This is a genomic window from Nocardia sp. NPDC049526 (assembly GCF_044465765.1).
In the GTDB taxonomy this organism is placed as follows: Bacteria; Actinomycetota; Actinomycetes; order Mycobacteriales; family Mycobacteriaceae; genus Nocardia.
The window spans coordinates 88,512-108,193 of record NZ_JBITMA010000019.1 but is presented as its reverse complement, the minus strand read 5'-3'; the positions used below and the strand labels follow the sequence as shown (position 1 = coordinate 108,193).

Here is a 19,682-nt window from a genome sequence, read left to right as displayed (position 1 = left end):
TTGACATGGCAGACGACATTCTGGAGCGCCGCAAGCAGCTGCTGCAAAGACGGATGCGCGAGCAAGGCGTGCAGGCGACGGTCCAGCAGCCCGCCGCGCAGGCCCGCGGCGCCGGCGAACCTGCCCCGCTGTCGGCGGCACAGCAGCGAATGTGGTTCCTACAGAGGCTCGATCCGAGTGACACCACGCTCAACATCTGTGTGGCGTACCGGCTCGACGGACCTCTCGATGCGGAGCGGTTGCGGCATGCGGTCGGCGTCGTCATCGCTCGCCACGAGGTCCTCCGCACCACTTACCACCCGGGCGACAGCGGTGAGCCATATCAGGTATCCCGCGCTGACGCCGAGATTTCCTGGCAGCAGCACGATCTCACCGATCTGGCGGCGGCTGTCCAGGAGCGGCGGGTGGAAGTGCTGGCGCGGCGCGAATTTGCCCGGCCCTTCGATCTGACGGCCGATCTTCCGTTGCGGGCAACCTTGATTCGCACCGGCGCCGAGTCACACGTGCTCGTCCTGGTGATTCATCACATCGGCTGGGATGACGATTCGTGGCCGGTATTCTTCGCCGAGCTCAACGCCGCCTACCGCGGTGCAGGCGAATTGCCCGAGGTCCGAGCACAGTACGTCGACGTCGAGGTACTCGGCGAAACCGGCCGTGATGACAGTGCGGCACTGGAGTTCTGGCGTTCCGCGCTGACCCCGCTGCCGGAGCGCCTGGAACTGCCGAGCCGGCGAACGGGCGGCGCGATGTCCAACAGCGCGGCCCGGTCCGTCCATGCGCTGCCGCAGGAACTCATGGACCTGGTCGCGGCGGTCGGGCGGGAGCAGTCGGCGACACCGTTCATTGTGCTGCTCGCCGGTTTCCAGGCGCTGGTCCAGCGCTACACGGCTGCAACGGATTTCCTGGTCTCGGTGCCGGTGACCGAGCGCCGCGGCGCGAGCGCGGCGGCGTTGATCGGCTACTTCGGCAACACATTGCTGATCCGCGCGACCGGTGACGGCGATGGCACCTTCGCCGAACTTCTCGACCGGACAAAGCAAGCCTGTGTCGGGGCGTTCATGCACCAGCACGTCGGCGTCGATCGGGTGATCCAGGCGGTGAGCCCGGAGCGGGTGGCGGGCAGTGATGCGATGGCGCAGCTGGTCCAGCTCAGCTTCAGTGTGCGCCGCGTGGCGAATGGTTTCGACCTACCCGGGATCACGGCGCACGAACTGTTGCTCGGCAGCGCGGTCGCGCAGGAACCGCTCGGCCTGATGGTCGTGCTCGACGAGGCGGGCGCGCGAGTCGAAGCGACCTATCTTGTCGACCAGTTCGAGCAGGCACTGGTCGCCCAGCTCCTGGACCACTACGTGCAGTTGCTCGGCAGCGCGCTACAGAATCCGCACCTGCGGGTCCGTGAGCTCGATCTGCTCGGTGACGCCGACCGGAAGCACCTGCTCGCCCTATCGCATGGCGCGCTCGTCGATGAGGAGCCGACCACCATGGTCGCCCTGTTCGAGCGACAGGTCACCGTCGCGCCCGAACACATCGCGCTGGCCTCCGATGCGGTCGAGCTGACATACCTGGGGTTGAACGAACGCGCGAACCGGTTGGCGCACTGGCTGATTCGGCGCGGTGCCGGTCCCGAGGAGCTGGTTGCGCTCCGCATGGCCACCTCGGTCGGATTCGTCGTCGCCACCCTGGCCGTGCTGAAGGCGGGCGCCGCGTACCTGCCTATTGATCCCGCCTACCCTGCCGACCGGATCGAATATCTGCTCGGCGATGCCCGCCCGAAGCTGGTTCTGGACGACACGGCGCTGGCCGCGGCCGAGCGGGAAGCGGCGGCTCTGCCGGCGGCGAACCCGGTCGACGCCGATCGCATCGCGCTGCTGCGTCCGTCGAATACCGCGTACGTCATCTACACGTCAGGATCCACCGGCAAGCCGAAAGGCGTTCCGGTGCCGCATTGTGCGATCGCCGAGCACCTGTCGGGTTTCGTCGCGGAATGGGCGGTTACGCCGCAGGACCGAGTGCTGCAATCGACCTCGGTGAGCTTCGACGCCTCCCTGCTCGACATCTACGTGACACTGACCGCCGGTGCGCGCGTGGTGATCCCGAAGCCGAATGCCTACCGCGACATTCCTTATGTCGCGGATCTGGTCACCCGCCAAGGCATCACAGTGCTGCACATGGTGCCGTCCATGCTGGCGACCTTCCTGGTGCTGCCCGAGGTGAACGACTGGCGCACACTGCGGCACGTCCCGGTCGGCGGCGAGGCGCTGCCGGGCGAGGTGGCCGACCGGTTCGCCACCCAATTCGACGCGGAACTGCGCAACCACTACGGTCCCACCGAGGCGGTGGTGAGCTCGACCCACATGCGGGTCGACGGTCCCCAGGGCACCGGAATCGTGCCGATCGGCCTGCCGAACCGCAATGTGCACCTCTACTTGCTCGACGATGCCCTGCAACTGGTGCCGTCGGGTGTGGTCGGCGAGATCTACCTCGGCGGCCGCCAGCTGGCCCGTGGCTACCTACACCGGCCCGGTCTCACGGCGGAGCGCTTCGTCGCCGATCCGTTCCTGCCCGGCGGGCGGCTGTACCGCACCGGTGACCTGGCCCGCCGCAACGCCGCCGGCGCGATCGAATTCATCGGCCGCGCAGACGAACAGGTCAAGGTGCGCGGCCACCGGATCGAGCTGGGCGAGGTCGAGGCCACTCTCACCGATCATCCCGCGGTCGCGCACAGCGTGGTGATCGTCGCCGAGCACGAGACCCTTGGGCCGATCTTGGCGGCCTACGTCGTTGCGGTCCACGGCGCGGAGGTCGACCTCGACCATCTCCGCGACCATGTCGCCGCAGCGCTGCCCGAATACATGGTGCCCGCCACCTTTGTCGTCATCGACGAGATACCGCTCACCGCGCACGGCAAGCTGGACAAGCGGGCCCTGCCCGCACCGGTGCTCGCCGAAGCGCGTGACTACCGGGAACCCCAGACCCCCACCGAGATCCGGATCGCCGGGCTGTTCGGCACGCTGTTCGACCGCGACCGGGTCGGCGCCGACGATTCGTTCTTCGAGCTCGGCGGGCATTCACTGCTCGCGGCGCGGTTGCTCACCATGATCCGGGCCGAATTCGGCGTCGAGATCGAGATGCGGGTGCCGTTCGACAAGCCGACGGTCACCGAACTCGCCGCCCATCTGGTCGCGGCTTTCCGCGATGAGTTCGACATCGACCTCGACGAGATCGACTCGCCTGAGCCGACCGACGAGCAGGCCGATGCGAAGATCGAGGCTGCACCGGTCACCGAAACTCGCGCCACCAAGCCGGATCTGGTACGTAGGCCACGGCCGCAGCGCATTCCGCTGTCCTACTCGCAGCGCGTCTACTGGCTGCAGCGGCGGCTGGAGGGCCCCATCGAGGGCGAGAACGTCAGCTACCCGGTGCGTTTCGACGGCCCTCTCGATATCGCCGCGCTGCGCGCCGCTATCGACGATGTGGTCGCCCGTCACGAATCACTGCGTACCACCTTCCCCGAGCACGAGGACACGCCGTACCAGCTGGTGCACCCGCCCGCGCCGGTGCCGCTGCCGATCGTGCGGCTCACCGGGGACGTCGAGACCGGAGTCGCCGAAGCGCTTGCGGCGGACTGGGATTACGTATTCGACCTGCGGTCCGAACCTATGGTCCGGCTGCGGCTGCTCGAACTCGGCCCGGATACGCATGTGCTTTCGGTGCTGATGCACCACATCATCGCCGATATGCGGTCCTGCCAGATCTTCGTCGACGATCTGCGGGTGGCCTACCAGGCCAGATCGGCAGGCGCCGCGCCGGGGTGGTCCGAATTCGATATCCAGTTCGCCGATTTCGCGATGTGGCAGCGCGACATCTTCGATCGCGGCGCGAACCGCGAAGTCAGCGCCTATGGCCAGGCGCAGCTGGATTACTGGCGCGACGCACTAGCCGGACTGCCCGACGAGATCGCTGTCGCACACGACCATCCCCGTCCGCGGGTGCTCGGCCGCAACGGCCACAGCGCGACGCGGGTGCTGCCCGCCGCGACGTGGAATGCGTTGCGAGCCAGGGCCGAAGCGGTCGGCGCGACCGAATTCACGCTCTGCCAGGCAGTCAGCGCAGTGGTGGTCAACGCACTCGGCGGCGGCGACGACTTCGCTATCGGCGCCGCGGTCGCCAACCGCATCGGTCAGACCACCGATGAACTCATCGGCCTGTTCGCCAATGTGGTGGTGATGCGACATGACGTATCGGGCGATCCGACGCCGCGCACGATGCTCAACCGGGTGCGGGAGACGGCGCTGGACGCGATCAGCCACCAGGGCGTGCCGTTCGAGCGGCTGGTCGAGGCGATCAATCCGGCCCGCACACTGTCCCGAAACCCGTTGTTCCAGGTGATGATGCACTTCCGGCATCGTCCGAAGCCGGAGCTGTTCACCGCGGATGGTGCGACGACGATCAGCGGTATCGCGGGGTACTACGACGTCTCGTTCATGGACTTCCATCTCGACTACTCGGTGGAGACCAACGGTGATCTGATCGCGCGCGTCGTGGTCAACCCTGATCTGTACGAGGCCGCGACCGGTCAGGTGTTCGCCGATGTGCTTGTTGCCGTGCTGCAAGCGTTCGCCGACGAGCCGGATCGTTCCGTCGGCGAGCTCGACGTGCTGCCCGCGGGCTGGGACAAGAGCCGTTCGGTGGTCCGGCAGGCCGCACCTGTACCCGTACCGGCCGAATTCGAAAGCGGCGCACCGCGGACCGATACCGAACGCACGCTGGCGGCGATCCTCGAGGAACTGCTGGAGATCACCGATATCGACCGCGAGGACGGGTTCTTCGGGCTCGGCGGCGACAGCGTCATCGCGATCAAATGGGCGACCAGGGCCGCGGAGGCGGGCCTGCCGCTGACTCCGCAACTGATCTTCGAGTACTTCACCATCGCCGAATTGGCTGCCGCGGTGGACGAGGCCATCGCGAATCCGGCCGCGGCGTCCGGCGAGCACTGGGGGATGGCCGGAGGCGAAGCGGACGGGGCGGGTAAAAACGAGCACGCGCCGATGTCGGTCTCCGGGCTGGACGCGGATGCGCTTGCCGCGCTCCAGAGTTCGTGGGCGCAACGCTGATGAGTGGCGTTCCGGAGATCGACGATGTGCTCGCGCTCAGCCCATTACAAGAGGGGCTGTTTTCGCTGGCGCAACTGGCCGGTGCTGGCGAAGACGTCTACACGGTTCCGTTCGTGGTGGATATCGTTGGGCCACTGGACGTGTCACTGCTGCGGCGCTGCCTGGAGAGTTTGCTGGTACGCCATCCGAATCTGCGTGCCGTGTTCTGGGATCGCGACGTGCCCAAGCCCGTGCAGATCGTGCCGCGACAGGTCGAGTTGCCGTGGACCGAACGTGCGGCGCGCCCCGATGAACTCGACGCCATCGAGGCCGAGGACCGCATTCGCCCGTTCGACCTGAGCCGGGGTCCGGCGCTGCGGGCCACGCTGGTTACGCTGCCACCGGAAGCCGACGGAACCGCGCGGTCGCGGTTGATCCTGATGATCCACCACATCCTCGTGGACGGGTGGTCGCTCGGTGTGCTGTTCGGTGAGCTGCGCGCGTTGTACCGGGCGGGCGGCGCGGTCGATGCGCTGCCGCCGGTTCGGCCCTATCGCGACTACATCGGCTGGCTCGGCGCGAAAGATATGTCGGCGGCGCGGAATTGGTGGGCCGCGCAGTTGGCCGGGCTGAGCGGGCCGTTGATGGTCGCCGACGGCGTGAGCATGGGCATCGCCCGGAGCGGATCGGCGACGGCCGAGGTCATCCGCTTTGTACTGCCCGCCGAGGACACCGCCCGGTTGCGCGCGTGGGCGCGCGAGCACGGACTGACGCTCAACTCGGCGGTGCAGTTCGCCTGGACGATCCTGCTATCCCGGCTGACCGACCGCCGCGACGTCGTGTACGGCACAATCGTCACCGGGCGGCCGGAGCAGATCTCGGGCGTGGAACGCATGATCGGCCTGTTCCTGAACACCATCCCGGTGTTCTTCGAGGTGGACCCTGCGGCCTCCGTCGCGGCCGAATGCGCCCGTCTGCAACGCGAATCGGCGGCCATGCGGGAAAACGGCTATCTGAGCCTCTCATCGGTGCAGCGCGCGGCCGGGTACAGCTCCCTGTTCGACACGATGTTCGTCTTCCAGAACGCTCCGATGGAGGACGCACTCGCGACGAACACCGTCGGTGACGTCACGTTCCGGGCCCTGATGGCCAAGAACCTCACGCACTATCCGCTCACCGTGGTATCGCACGTTCTCGGTGACGAACTGGCCGTGGTGGTGGAGGCGGTGCGTGCGACGGTGCCGTTCATACCGGAGGATATCGGCGCCTGCATGCTCGCCGTACTACGCCGAATGCCGGACAGCGCGCTGACGCACACCGACGACCTCGCGGTTCTCCCGGAACAGGAACTCGCTGAACAGGTCCCGTCCGCCACACCGGGACGTCCCGGATGGGATTCGCAGGCAACGATCTTCGAGCTGTTCGAGCGCCAGGTGGCCGCTACCCCCGACGCGGTTGCGCTCACCACCGACAACTCGAGCCTGAACTATCGCGAATTGCACGATGCGGTGGTACGGCTGGCCGGTGTGCTCATCGCGCACGATGTCGGCCCGGAAGATGTTGTGGCCCTCTATCTTCCGCGCAGTTCGCGGGCGATCATCGCCGTCTTGGCGACGTTCGCCGCCGGCGCGGCCTATGTGCCTGTCGACGTGTCCTTGCCGAGGGCGCGCATCGAGTTGATCCTGCGGCAGTCGCGGCCGAAGCTGGTATTGACCGCGGACGGCTATGGCGCAGGCATCGATTCGGCGATCGACCTCGATGATCCGGCGCTCGCCGCCGCCGGGTCCGCCGCGGTACTGCCGCAGATCGTGCGGCACCCCGCGCACAGCGCCTACATCATCTTCACCTCTGGCTCGACCGGCGAACCGAAGGGTGTCGTCAATTGCCACGCGGCCCTTGTCGGTTACTTCGCCGATCACCGCGAACGGGTCTACCGCCCCGTCACGGCGCGGCTCGGCCGCAAACTGCGGATCGCACATGCCTGGTCGTTGAGCTTCGACGCCTCCTGGCAGCCGTTGGTCGGGCTGCTCGACGGCCACCGCATCCATCTGTTCGACGACGCGGCCATGCGCGACGCACACCGGCTCGTCGACGGCCTCGGCAGGCACAGCATCGACATGATCGATACCACGCCATCGATGTTTCGGCAGCTGGCTGCGGCGGGCCTGCTCGACCAGGGGCTGTCCGTCTTGGCGCTCGGTGGCGAGGCCATCGATACCCAGCTGTGGAACCGCTTGCGCGCCATGGACATCGCGGTGCACAACTGCTACGGCCCGACGGAGACGACCGTCGAGGCGGTGGTGGCCGACGTGACCGCGCCAGGGGCTGTCGGCCAGGACGTGCCGACGATCGGCAGGCCGACCGTCGGAATGTCGGCCTACGTCCTGGATTCCAGGTTGCGGCCGGTGCCGACCGGTGTGCTCGGGGAGCTGTACCTCGCGGGTCCGCAGCTCGCCCGGGGCTACGCCGATCGCCCAGGAATCACGGCGGACCGTTTCGTCGCCGACCCTTTCCACGGCGGCAGGCGGATGTACCGCACCGGCGATCTGGTCCGCAGGCTGCCCGGCGGCGGGCTCGCCTACCTCGGCCGCGCCGACGATCAGGTGAAGATCCGCGGCTACCGCATCGAAATCGGTGAGGTGGAAACGGCTTTGCGAGCGCTGCCTGGTATCACCGCGGCGGCGGCGACGGTGGTGCGCCGCGGTGACTCGGTGAGCCTGATCGGTTTCGTGGTATGCGTGCCTGGCCGGGACGCCGATCCGGTCGGCTTGCGGTCCGCGCTCGCAAATCACCTGCCCTCCTACATGATTCCGGCGCGGCTGGTGAAGTTGCCGCGACTCCCGGTGAACGCCAACGGCAAGCTCGACATACGCGAACTCACGGAGCTCGCGGAGCAGGCACTCAACGGTGCGACTCCGGACGCCGCCGGGCCGAGCACGGCGACCGAGCACACCCTCGCCGCGGTGCTCACCGAGGTCTTCGACGGTCGCACGCCCGGCGTCGCCGAGGATTTCTTCGCCATGGGTATGGACAGCATCGTTGCGATCTCGCTGGTGAACAAGGCACGGCGGCAGGAACTACCGATCGACGTTCGAATGGTCTTGGCCGCACCCACGATTCGCGATCTTGCCGCGCTGATCGACAGCCGTGGGGCAGCCGGATCTGCCCCAACCGCCGGCGACTACGGACCGGTGCCGCCCCTGCCGATCGTGTCGTGGATGTACCGGCAACCGCACTTTCGCCGGATGGCCCAGCACATGCTGCTCACCCTGCCCGACGGCATCGCCGCCGCCGATCTTGCCGCGGCGTTGCAGACGATGCTCGATGGGCACGACACTTTGCGCTCTCGGTTGGTCGACACTGCCGACGGTCCGCGCCTGGTCACCCATGAACCCGGCTCTGTGCGCGCCGACGACATCCTCACGCAGCTCGAATTCGACAGCACCGCAGGCGGGTTCGAGAAGTGGCTGAGCTCTGCCTGCCGCGCCGCGATCGACGGGCTGGATCCGATGGCCGGAAATCTGGTGCGCGCTGCGTGGTTGCGGGATACACCGAACGGCGACCTGCTCTTGCTGGCCATTCATCACCTGGCTGTGGATGTGGTGTCGTGGAACATGCTGCTGTCCGATCTGGCCGAGGCATGGGAGCAGATCGTCGCCGGCGCGGTGCCGAAGGTCGTCGCGGAAACCATCTCGTATCGCCGATGGTGCCAGCTCATGTGGCAGCGAGCCGAAACACCCGAGGTGCTGACACAGCTCGACTACTGGGCCGCGCAGGTGCACGGCCCGGATCCCGCCGTTGGCAGTCGCAAGCCCCGCCCGACCGATACCTGGTCGACGCTGCGACTCACCCCGGCCGTCGTGCCGGTCGACACGACCGCGCGAATCCTCGGCCCGCTGTCCAAGACGGATGGAGTTCGTGAATTCCTGTTGACGGCGTTGACGATGACGTTGGTGTCCTGGCGGCGCGAGCGCGGCCAGGAGCACACCGGCGGTGCGCTCATCGGATTGGAAAGTCATGGCCGCGCTGATGCGGTGATAGGCGCGGATACTTCCGGCACTGTCGGCTGGTTCTCGACCACCTATCCGGCGCGGCTCGGCGCGGGCACATACGCGATCGACGTGGAGCGAGCCGAGGCGGACCCGCACTCGGTGCGTGTCCTGTTCGATTCCGTTGTCGCGCATATGGCTTCGGTGCCCGAACAGGGCCTCGACTTCGGACTGTTGCAGTCGGTGCGTGCGGTTCCCGAGCTCACCGATGCTCCCGAACCCCAGGTCGAATTCAACTATCTGGGCCGTATCGATCTCGGCGGATCCAGCGACCGGGCGTGGTCGATGATCACCGATCCGGCCCTGACCGAAGCCATGCCGATCGCGCCGGAACCCGATCTGCCACTGCGCTATTCGCTCGGCCTCATCGCCGCGGTGCACACCACGGCGGCGGGTCCGCAGTTGATGGCCACCTGGCGATGGAGCGCGGCGCTGTTCGCCCCATCCGAGGTGGACCGGCTGGTCGAACTCTGGGATCGCAGTATCGCGGCGCTCGCGGCCGCACTGGATCAGTGATCCGGACATGGATTTCAAGCAAGTGAAAGTGAGATGCAGATGCAGATGCAGCACGGATGGATCAGAAAGTTCCACAAGCCGGATTCGCCTGACCGACTGCCGCTGTTGATCTTTCCGCACGCGGGCGCCGGAGCTTCGGCCTACCGCACCCTCTCCAAGGCGTTCAGTGAAAATTTCGATGTAGTCGTCTTCCAGTACCCCGGCCGCCAGGACCGCGCGAAGGAACCGGCATTGACTTCACTGCCGGACATCGCGGCGGGCGCGTTCACCGAATTCCGGCTCTCCGAATACAACCGCGGCGTGCCGATCATCGCGTTCGGGCACAGTATGGGCGCACTGGTCAGCTTCGAGTTCGTCCGGCTCGCCGCCGCGGCGGGAATCGATGTGCGGCAGTTGACGGTTTCGGCGGCGGTCGCCCCGTCCAGGGCCGCGTATCGGAAGCCGACGCCGGAGGACGATGATGAGCTGCTCGACCACCTCATCAAGCTCGAGGGCATCAATTCCGATGTGCTCGCCAGCCGCGAAATCATGCGGATGTCGTTGCCCGCCATCAAAGCCGACCACAAGGCCGCCGAAGCCTACCGGTGCCCGGAAACGGTTCGGATCGGTACCCGGATCCACGCGATCGGCGGTGACCGGGATCCGATCGTCACCATGGGGGATCTGCACGGCTGGCGGCAGCACAGCGACGATGTCGAGGTCACGATGTTCGACGGCGGACATTTCTATCTGCACAGTCACGTCGATGGCATCGCGGAATTGCTTGCGAAGCAGGCGCAGCCGTGACCGCGGCGATGGCACGGGATGTCGACCACATCGTCATCTCCGGGATGGCCGTCGAGGCGCCGGGCGGTATCGACAGCCCCGGCTCGTTCTGGTCCGCCCTCGCGGCAGCGGCGGAATTGGTCGGGCCGTTTCCACGGGATCGCGGCTGGCCGGTCGACGACCTGCTGTCGTTGTCCCGGCTGGAGGGCTGGCCAGAGGTTCGCGATGCCGGCGGATTCCTTACCGACGCGGCCGAATTCGATCCGGCCTTCTTCGGTATCGGGCAGCGCGAGGCACTGGCGACGGATCCACAGCAGCGGGTGATCCTGCGTGTGGCCTGGAAGGCGCTGGAAAACGCCGGCATCAACCCGGGGGAACTCGGTGGGGAGGACGGCGGCTGCTTCATCGGGGCGTCACCGATGGAATACGGTCCGCGCGGCGACGAGGTGAACGAGTACACCGGGCTCAGGATCATCGGCTACGGCACGCTGAGCGTGGCCGGACGGGTATCGCACAGCCTCGGCTTGACCGGCCCGTCGACGACCATCGACGCGGCCTGTGCCTCCTCGTTGACGGCTTTGCACCTGGCCGCGGCGGCGGTGCGCGACGGCGACTGCGAATGGGCGCTGGCCGGTGCGGTGTGTGTGATGGGCTCGCCGATCGCCTTCTATGAATTCGCTAAACACAACGCCCTTTCGGCAGACGGGCATTGCCGGTCCTACGCCGACGACGCCAGCGGCACGCTGTGGGGTGAAGGCGCCGGAATCGTTCTGGTGGAACGCGAGTCGCGCGCACGACGGCTCGGGCACCGGATCTACGGTCACGTCCTCGGCTCCAGCTACAACCACAACGGCAAGGGCAAACCGATCCTGGTGCCCCGCACCGATGCGCAGGAACGGTTGATCCGCAAGACTATCGCGAAGGCCGGAATCGATCCGGCCCTGATCGGCATGATCGAGGGCCACGGAACGGCCACCCGCGCAGGTGATCCGGTCGAACTCACCGCATTGCAGAACACCTACGGCGCCGTGGGTGCCGACGCACTGCTCGGCTCGGTGAAATCGAATGTCGGCCACGCGCAGGCCGCCGCGGGCATGCTCGGCCTGGTCAAACTGCTGCTGGCGGGCAGGCACGGCCGGATTCCGGCCACGCTGTTCGCCGAGAATCCCACCAAACGAGTGGATTGGGAGCGGTCGAGTCTACGACTGGCCACGACAGCGCAACCATGGGAGCCAACGAACGGCGTCCGCTACGGAGCCGTTTCCTCGTTCGGTGCCGGGGGATCCAATGCACACGCGATCATCGCGATGCCCGCTCCTGAGGAGAACGACGATTACTAGCCATCTACTACCCGATGGATCGATTCCGGTTCTGTTGTCGGCGGAAACCCCGGGCCTGCTGCGTGCCGAAGCCGCGGCGATTCTTTCCTATGTCTCGCAGCATCCCGCGGTGCCGCCGGATCGCGTGGCCGACATGCTGTTTCGGACCCGCGTCGCGCGGCGGCATCGCGCACTCGCGATGGTCACCGACCGAGACGAGCTCGTAGCCGCGCTGCGCTCGGTGGCGAACGACCATGAGCACCCGTCGGTGATCCGCACGAACGCGCCCGCGGCGGCGCGCAAGCTCGCCTATGTCCTGCCCGGCCAGGGCAGCCAGCGTCCCGGTATGGGCAAGCTGTTCTATGACCTTTCGCCCGCGTTCCGTGCCGAAGTGGACCGCTGCGATGCGATCTTCCGCGAGCAGTTCGATGCTTCGCCGCTGCCGTATCTGCTCGATGCCGACGCCGATGCGGACGACCGGGCCGAGATCGTGCAACCCGCGTTGTTCACGCAGATGGCCGGGCTCGGAGCGCTGTGGCGCTCGGTCGGCATCACGCCGGGCGCCGTAGTCGGGCACAGCCAGGGCGAGATCGCCGCGGCGTACCTCGCGGGCGCGATGACCCTGGCCGACGCGATCGTCGTCGTCGGAACGAGGGCTCGCGCGGTCGACAAGATCTCATCCGATCGGTATGCGATGGCCGTCGTCGCCGCCGACCGCGACGAGTGCGAGGAATTGCTGGCGCGCCAGTCCGGTTGGGCCGAGGTGTCGGTAGTGAATTCGCCGCGGATGGTCGGTATCTCCGGCGATCGCGAAACCGTACAGGCCATCGTGGACGGGCTCGCTCGACGGGATCGGTTCGCGCGCGTGATCCGGGTTCGCTACCCCGCGCACACCAGCCTGCTCAACGAGTTCCGCGATGTGATTCGCGATGCGGCACACAGCAGGCTGGCGAACTCACATTTCCTCGACACCGACATCGATTGCCTCGGTGGCACTCTCGGCACCGCGGCCGATTCGACCCCGCCGCTGGAGGAGTACTGGTTCTGGAATCTGCGCAATACCGTCCGCTTCGACAAGGCGATCGCCGCGGCGCTCGCGCGCGAGGTCGACACCTTCGTCGAGCTCGCCGAGCATCCGACACTGCAGCTGGCGGTCGAGCAGAGTGTCGCCGAATTCGCCCCGGAGCAGGCCATTTCGGTATCCGGCACAACTAGCCGGACGGCGACCGATCTGGCCGAATTCACCAGGTACCTCGCGGTCCTCGCGGTCAATGATCTCAACTACCGATGGGATCGGCTGCGTAGTGCATCCGATGCTCCGCCTCGGCTGCCGCTGTCGGACTTCCCGAATGTCCGGATGAACGAGACGAGGCTGTGGCTGTCGCACGAATCCTCGCGAACCCGGTCCGTCACCGTCGACCCGATCCAGCAGCCGACGCCGCCCGCGAACACGACCCCGCAACTGGTGGTCGAGAACTGGGCGCGATTGGTACAGCGCTCGATGACGCCGGCACGCGCCATCGGCATCGTCGACTACACCGGGGACTGCGCGGATTTCGCCGCCGCCTTGTGCGAGCACGCGACAAGTCAGGGGCTCACCGTACGAACCGTCGATATCGAAGCGGACGGTGACGGCGAGGTCGAGACCTACGTGGTGCTGATGCCCGCCCTACCGGAGATGGCGGGATCCGACGCCGTCGCCGCGGCGGCCGAGTTTTTCGGCGCCCGGCGCTGGTGGGTGAAACCCGGTGCCGCGGTGGCCGAGTACTGGCTGGTGACGGTCGGCGGGGAGACGGTAGTGCCCGAGGACCCCGCGCCGCATCCGGTGCATGCTGCGGCCGCCGCGGGATTCCGGTCGGCGGGCACCGAGTATCCGGGCATCGCCTTCCGGCACCTGGATCTGTCACCGGGCCAACCGGATTCGGACGACGTGCCCGCGATCATCGCGGCGTTGCATACGGCCGAGGAACCGGAATTGGCGTTGCGTGAGGGCAATCTGTACGCCAAACGGCTGGTCGAAGCCGACCGGTCCGCCCTCGCCGGCCCGATCGCACCGGAGCATGCCCTCATCACCGGGGGCACCGGCAACCTCGGCCTGGAATTCTGCGAGCACCTGGTCCGGCAGGGCGCACGGCGGGTCACGCTGGTCAGCCGGTCGGGCGAGAGCGCGGCGGTCGCCGATCGACTGCGGTGGATTCGCACGTTGGGCGTCGCCGAGATCCGGGTCGTGTCATGCGATATCGCCGATGACACGGCCGTTCGGCGACTCGCGGCGGAGTTCGAGAACCGGCCGACGCAGCTCATCATTCATGCCGCGGCCGACAATTCGGCCATCGGCAATGTCGAACTGGCAGAAATCACGCCGGACCTGATCGACAACGCACTGCGCGGAAAGATCGTCGGCCTCGAGCATGTGCTGAATTCGGTTGCCAGGACCGATGATTGCCGTGTGGTCGTGTGTTCTTCGCTGGCGGCGACGCTCGGCGGACGCGGCACGATCGTGTACACAGCGGCCAACCGTATGCTCGACGCCTTCGCGCACCACCGTCGTGCCGAAGGACTGCACTGCGTTTCGGTGCAATGGGGGCAATGGGGGGTCCATCGGAGCCGGAGCGGTGCCGCCGATATCGCGAAACTGGCCGAGGTGGGCTACCTGCCGATGAGTTCCGTGGATGCCATCGCGCTCGGGCTCGGCGGATTGCGGCAGAACGCGATGGTCGCGGCGTTCGACTGGGCGCGTGGGCGTTCGGTCCTCGGCGCCTTCGGCTACGGTCCGCTGCTGTCGGATCTGGTAGTGCCGACCGCACTCGATGCCGCGCCTGCTCCGGGTACGGATGCCGGAACAGAGGTACCGCGGCGGATGGTGCGGTTGCTCGCCGAGGTCATCGGTGCCGATGATCTCGACGCGGTTGACAGCGGGCGGCCGCTGGTGGCGATCGGCCTGGATTCCCTACAGGCGCTGGAACTGCGTCGGCGGGTCAAGAGCGAGTTCAGGTACGACGTGCCTGTCGCGGATCTCATCGGGGGCGCATCACTCGACGATGTGATCCGGTTGATCGGCGATCGCTCGCCTACCTCGGCGGGATCGGCGGTCACCGCGCCGGTGCGGTCGGCGCCCACTGTCGAATCGCTGGTCGCGTCGGCGGTGCCGGAGCGGGCCGATCTCACCGAACGGGCACGGCTGGCCGCCGAGCGTGCCGTTCCCGGTGATTTCGATGTCGATCGGTTCCGTTCCGCGCGAAGTGATATGGACGTATTCGGCTTGCGTGCCATGTCGGCGGCACTGGCACCGGCGTTGTCCGGCGACGAACCCCGCTCCGTGGCCGAAATCGCGACGCGACTGGACTTCGCACCGCGGCACCAGTGGCTGCTGCGGCAGTGGCTACAGGAACTTACCCGGCACGGTTGCCTCGCTCATGATCCGGAGCGCGGCTACCGGCATCTGCGCCCCGTGCCGTCGCCGGTGCGGGCTGATCTGTACCAGGTGTGTACCGACCTCGGTTACGCACCGGCTCTCGCCACCTTCCTCACCGCTGCCGACGAACACCTGATCGAACTCGCTCAGGACCGAATTCGCGTGCAGGAGTTGCTATTTCCCGATGGCGACATGCTGACCGCCGAGGCCGCCTATCGCGAAAACCTGATGAGTCGATACCTGAACATCGCCGCGGGGCAGGCGGTCGCCGATATCGTGCGGCGGTTGCGCGACGACCGATCGCCGGTTCGCATCCTGGAACTGGGCGCAGGCATCGGTGGCACCACCGATAATGTCGCTGCCGCAGTGTCCGGACTGCCGGTCGACTACCACTTCACCGACGTCTCCACCTTCTTCCTCGACGCCGCCCAGCAGCGCTTCGCCGAATATCCATGGATGCGATACGGCATCGTGGATATGAATGCGGACCTGCGACAGCAGCCGCGCTACGACATTGTGATCGCCGCCAACGTGCTGCACAACGCGCACGACATCGGTGACACGCTGCGTCAATTGCACGACCTGCTCAATCCGGGTGGGGCGGTGGTCATCATCGAAACCTGCCACGCGCACGCTCAGCTGTTGACCTCGGTGCACTTCCTCATGTCGCCGCGTCCGGGTGAACCGCATGCCGGTCTTACCGACGTGCGGGCGGGATCCGACCGGATCTTCCTCACCGAGCGCGAATGGCAGGACCAGCTCGTGGCCTCAGGGCTGACGCCGGAACTCACGCTGCCCGCTGCTGATCATCCACTGCTGGCACTCGACCAGCGCGTCTTCATCGGAGTACGTGACCTGGAACCCTGATCCGAGCGATTCGCCGCCGACCGGCCGACCCGTTATTGTCGGCGGCGATGAACTCCCTTGGGGTGGTTGACCGATGACCGGCCCGGTGTCGATGTGGTTCGCGGTGCCGGTAATCGTGTTGCTGTGCCTGGTCGCTGTCGCGCGCTGGTTCCTCGTCGATGAAACCGCCGCCGACCGGCTCATCAATTGGGCGTTGAGTTGGTCCGCGATCGGCGTCCTCGCCGAGGTCGGCGGTGCGGACTCCGAATTCGCCTGGCTGACCCACGGCATCTTCATCGTCAGCGGCCCACTGACATTGGCCGCCGTCTACGGTCTTGCTCGGTTGTTCGACGGTGCCGATCCGCGCACGGCGGGCGAACGGCAGCGGGTCTACAACGCCGTGGCGGGCAGTGGTGCGGTGCTGATCGTGCTCACCGATGAGGGGCCCGGTGGATGGTGGCACACGGCGTGCTGGTTGCTGATCCTCAACCTGCCGATGACGCTGGCCGGGCTGCATACCGTGCGCGCCGCTGGGCGGGAACTGCGCGGTGCCGCCCTGTCCGCCCGGGCGCGGCTCGCGAACACCGGTCTACTACTCGTCGCGGCCTACTGGTGCTTTGCCGCCGTCGCCGGAGCGGTTTCGGCCGCCGCGGGAGGTGCGGACGGTATCGGCGCAGGCCGATGGACCGTGGCATCCTGCGGGGTCTGTCTCGTCGTCACGGCGTTGGCCGCGATTCCCCTGATCACGGTGTTGGTCGCGCGCGGCGGGCTGGACCGCACCGGACGCGACCTGCGCCGACTCCGCCCGCTGTGGCGTGATCTCACCACGGTGGTGCCGGAAATCGTATTGCGCCAAGGCGATCCCGGTGGTGATGCCGACTCCAGGCTGTACCGGATGGTTGTCGAGACCAGGGATGCGCTACAGCATCTGCGCAGATACGTGCCCCCTGGTGAATCTCGTGAGAACAGCATAGAAAGCTATGCGCGGCAGCTGGCGCGGGCCGCGCATGCCAAGGCGTCGGGCAGTACGCCTCCCGCTGGGACAGCCGATGGGTACCTGCACGATGCCCGTGATGTGATGGCTGAACTCGGCCACCTGCTCGACCTCGCGCGGGTATGGCCGATGGCTCGCGCCGCGCTCAATGAGCCGCGGGCGAGCCGACGATAATGCTGCCGACATTGCACTCCTGCAGTTCGTCGACGCCGGCAGCTTCGACGAATGCCGAGGTATCACTGAATCCCTGGGCACAGACGCCCAGCCCCATTGCGGCTCCGGCCAGATACACGTTCTGCATGAGCACGCCGACGTGTTTGAGAATGCTGGCGTAGGCGACCTGTTCGTAGGTCCACATCACCCGCCCGACGCGCGCGGCCATGACGATCACCACCTGGGGTTCGGCGCCGTTGGCCAGCGTCGCCGAGGTCGAGCGCACAAGGCGTTGCACCGCAGCGGAATCCGCGTCGGCGACCGGACGCAGCACGTGGTCGAACGAGTCGTAGTGATACATACCGGGTGCCAGTCCGTCGACATGCCGCACGATCGGGTAGAGCTCCAACTCGTAGACGCTGCCGCCCGAAGGATAGGGACGCGAGGCCAGCTCTTCGCCCTCGCCCGCCGATCGCACGCCGCGGGTACGGGCGGTGCGAAACAGTAGTTCGGCCAGTTGGTCGCGGGTGATCGGATGCGTGTCGTCGAAGGCTCGGCACGAGTACCGGTCTTCGATCACTGTGCTGAGACTCGGATCGTTGGCGCGCAGGGCCGCCAGATCAGGAACCCGCAGTGGCACCGGTTCGCCCGGGTAGTCCGGCCTGCGCGCGGGCGGCTGCTGGAACGAGCCCTTCGCCCATTTCGTGGGGCCGAAGTGCTCCCAGGTGATGGTGCGCGCGCCCAGCGTGCTGCGACGGTGGAACCACAGATCTGGTGCGCTCCAACTGCGCCCGGTGAACTCCCGTTCCTCGTCGAACGGATCCGCGACGAGGAAACCGCACCAATGTAGGTCCGCGGCCAGCTGTGTCTTGATCCCGATCGGCAGTGCGACATCGCCCGCGCCCAGACCGTCGAGCAGTGCGAGCAGCCGTGGATCGTGAATCCGCACATCGCACCAGGACATCGGGTGTTCGAGCACGAAGCCATCCGAATCCCGGTGCAGCACGGCGAATTTCGACAAGGTGGCGGACCAGGGCAGCGGGCTGGCCGGCCGGCCGGGTGGCTTCGTGAACGGCCGGATGCTGTATAGATTGCGGCCGCCGTCGCGGACGGTGACCGCGAGCCAACCTTCGTCGGTCAACCGATCGAGCAGCTCACCGACCTCGGCGCCGTCCTGCGGCGTCATCTCGCCCAAGGTGGACGGGCCTCGGTTGAGCGTCTTCAGCGCATGCAACTGTGCGGCGCCGAGTCCGGTCAGTTTTTCCTTGTGCGGTGGATTCAACAGGACCGCACCCGTGGGCACGGTAAGACAGGTGACGCCCTCGCGCAGCGAGAACCGGGTCTGGTCGGGATAGGTACGGACGGACAACCTGGAACTCCTATTTTGCGGCGTTGGCCAGGACCGGCGTCAGCTTGTCCAGCAGGTAGGGGATCGACAGCGCGGTCGGCTGGTTCACCGCAGTGATCTCCTGGGTGTTCAGCGCAACCACCGCGTTCTTCCGCACCGCGGGTAGATCGGCGTATCCGGGCAGGTGCCGGTACTTTTCGTCCATTCCGGACCCGGCGCCCGCGAGCAACAGATCGGCCGTCAGCTCATCGAGCCGTTCCGGCGACAGCGCCACCCGGCCCTGGTTGGCGGGTAGCGCGGCGAGGTTCTTCGGGATCCCGAGGCCGAGCTGTGCGAAGAGCTTGGCGGATCCGTCGTTCGCGTCGGTGAGCACCATCAGCTGGGTATTGCTGAACAGGAACGTGCTGGCGAATGTTTTGCCCTGCAGGCCGGGATTGGCCTGGGTGATCGCGGTGACCCTGTCGTTCACACCGCCGATGATCTTCTCGGCCTGGTCCGTTCTGTGCAGCACCTTGCCGAGCGTCGTCACCAAATCCTGCCAGGGAGTGACGATTTCCTTGCTGAGGCCGGGCAACGTCGGGGCCACCTTGCTGAAATCGTCGTAGTTCTTCTGGTCGGCGATGAAGGCGTCGACCAGGATCAGGTCGGGTTCGAGCGCTGCCACCTGCTCGGCCAGATTGCCGGTGGTGTTCAACGGCTTCGCGGCCTCGGGCATCTTCGGCTGCCAGGGCGGCGCGTCCTTGGACAGCACGGCGACATTGTCGACATAGCCGACCGGTGTCACGCCGAACGCGAGTGCCGTGTCCAGCCACTGGTTGCCCAGCGCGACGATCTTTTTCGGGGTACCGGTGATCGTGGTCTCGCCCCGGGCGTGTGCGATCGTGACGGACTCGCTTCCGGAAGTCCCGTCGTCGTCAGACGATCCGCATGCGGCCGTCCCCAGCGTGAGCGCACCGGCGAGCACGGCGATCGCCGCCCGCGCCCAGATGCGTGAGGTCCGGACAGACTTCATCGTTGCACCCTCTTTCATCGAGGTCTTCTCGATCGGCTCGTCCGAGCCGCACTCGACAGATCAGCTAAGGCTAACCTATGTCAGCCCAAATCCGATCGAGCGAGAGTGGAACCGGCTTGATAGTTACATCGGCTAACTATATAGTTTCCTGAGGTAACAATCAGCAAGGGGC

8 protein-coding genes are annotated in these 19,682 nt (G+C 66.8%); 6 read left to right on the top strand and 2 right to left on the bottom strand.

The features are described 5' to 3' along the window. Positions 1-5: 5 nt before the first annotated feature. The 6 genes from ACIBW7_RS38505 to ACIBW7_RS38480 all read left to right on the top strand — a co-directional run bounded on the left by ACIBW7_RS38505 (position 6) and on the right by ACIBW7_RS38480 (position 17,171). On the top strand, positions 6-5,114 hold the full coding sequence (locus tag ACIBW7_RS38505; RefSeq protein WP_397055280.1) for an amino acid adenylation domain-containing protein: 5,109 nt from the start codon (positions 6-8) through the stop codon (positions 5,112-5,114). After that, positions 5,114-9,658 (top strand): amino acid adenylation domain-containing protein, encoded by a 4,545-nt coding sequence (locus tag ACIBW7_RS38500; RefSeq protein WP_397055278.1) that lies wholly within the window; start codon positions 5,114-5,116, stop codon positions 9,656-9,658. Before ACIBW7_RS38505 ends, ACIBW7_RS38500 begins: the two co-directional genes overlap by 1 nt. 39 nt (positions 9,659-9,697) lie before the next feature. Beyond that, on the top strand, positions 9,698-10,444 hold the full coding sequence (locus ACIBW7_RS38495; protein WP_397055276.1) for a thioesterase II family protein: 747 nt from the start codon (positions 9,698-9,700) through the stop codon (positions 10,442-10,444). An 8-nt stretch (positions 10,445-10,452) separates the two neighbouring features. Next, on the top strand, positions 10,453-11,763 hold the full coding sequence (locus ACIBW7_RS38490; protein ID WP_397055337.1) for a polyketide synthase: 1,311 nt from the start codon (positions 10,453-10,455) through the stop codon (positions 11,761-11,763). After that, on the top strand, positions 11,711-16,024 hold the full coding sequence (gene nbtC / locus ACIBW7_RS38485; RefSeq protein ID WP_397055274.1) for a nocobactin polyketide synthase NbtC: 4,314 nt from the start codon (positions 11,711-11,713) through the stop codon (positions 16,022-16,024). Before ACIBW7_RS38490 ends, nbtC begins: the two co-directional genes overlap by 53 nt. Positions 16,025-16,097: 73 nt before the next feature. Then, on the top strand, positions 16,098-17,171 hold the full coding sequence (locus ACIBW7_RS38480; RefSeq protein WP_397055272.1) for an MAB_1171c family putative transporter: 1,074 nt from the start codon (positions 16,098-16,100) through the stop codon (positions 17,169-17,171). Here ACIBW7_RS38480 and ACIBW7_RS38475 read toward each other — a convergent pair. Together ACIBW7_RS38475 and ACIBW7_RS38470 are read right to left on the bottom strand one after the other, a co-directional pair. Continuing rightward, a complete protein-coding gene (locus ACIBW7_RS38475) occupies positions 17,143-18,519 on the bottom strand; it encodes a SagB family peptide dehydrogenase (protein ID WP_397055270.1) in 1,377 nt (458 codons plus the stop codon). The two genes, ACIBW7_RS38480 and ACIBW7_RS38475, sit on opposite strands and share 29 nt — an antisense overlap. A gap of 10 nt (positions 18,520-18,529) precedes the next feature. Beyond that, a complete protein-coding gene (locus tag ACIBW7_RS38470; RefSeq protein WP_397055268.1) occupies positions 18,530-19,510 on the bottom strand; it encodes an ABC transporter substrate-binding protein in 981 nt (326 codons plus the stop codon). Positions 19,511-19,682 lie beyond the last annotated feature (172 nt).

Coding starts and splice junctions, on each gene's coding strand:
- ACIBW7_RS38505 (WP_397055280.1), top strand. CDS start 6: ATGGCAGACGACATTCTGGAGCGCCGCAAGCAGCTGCTGCAAAGACGG.
- ACIBW7_RS38500 (WP_397055278.1), top strand. CDS start 5,114: ATGAGTGGCGTTCCGGAGATCGACGATGTGCTCGCGCTCAGCCCATTA.
- ACIBW7_RS38495 (WP_397055276.1), top strand. CDS start 9,698: ATGCAGATGCAGCACGGATGGATCAGAAAGTTCCACAAGCCGGATTCG.
- ACIBW7_RS38490 (WP_397055337.1), top strand. CDS start 10,453: ATGGCACGGGATGTCGACCACATCGTCATCTCCGGGATGGCCGTCGAG.
- nbtC (WP_397055274.1), top strand. CDS start 11,711: ATGCACACGCGATCATCGCGATGCCCGCTCCTGAGGAGAACGACGATT.
- ACIBW7_RS38480 (WP_397055272.1), top strand. CDS start 16,098: ATGACCGGCCCGGTGTCGATGTGGTTCGCGGTGCCGGTAATCGTGTTG.
- ACIBW7_RS38470 (WP_397055268.1), bottom strand. CDS start 19,510: ATGAAGTCTGTCCGGACCTCACGCATCTGGGCGCGGGCGGCGATCGCC.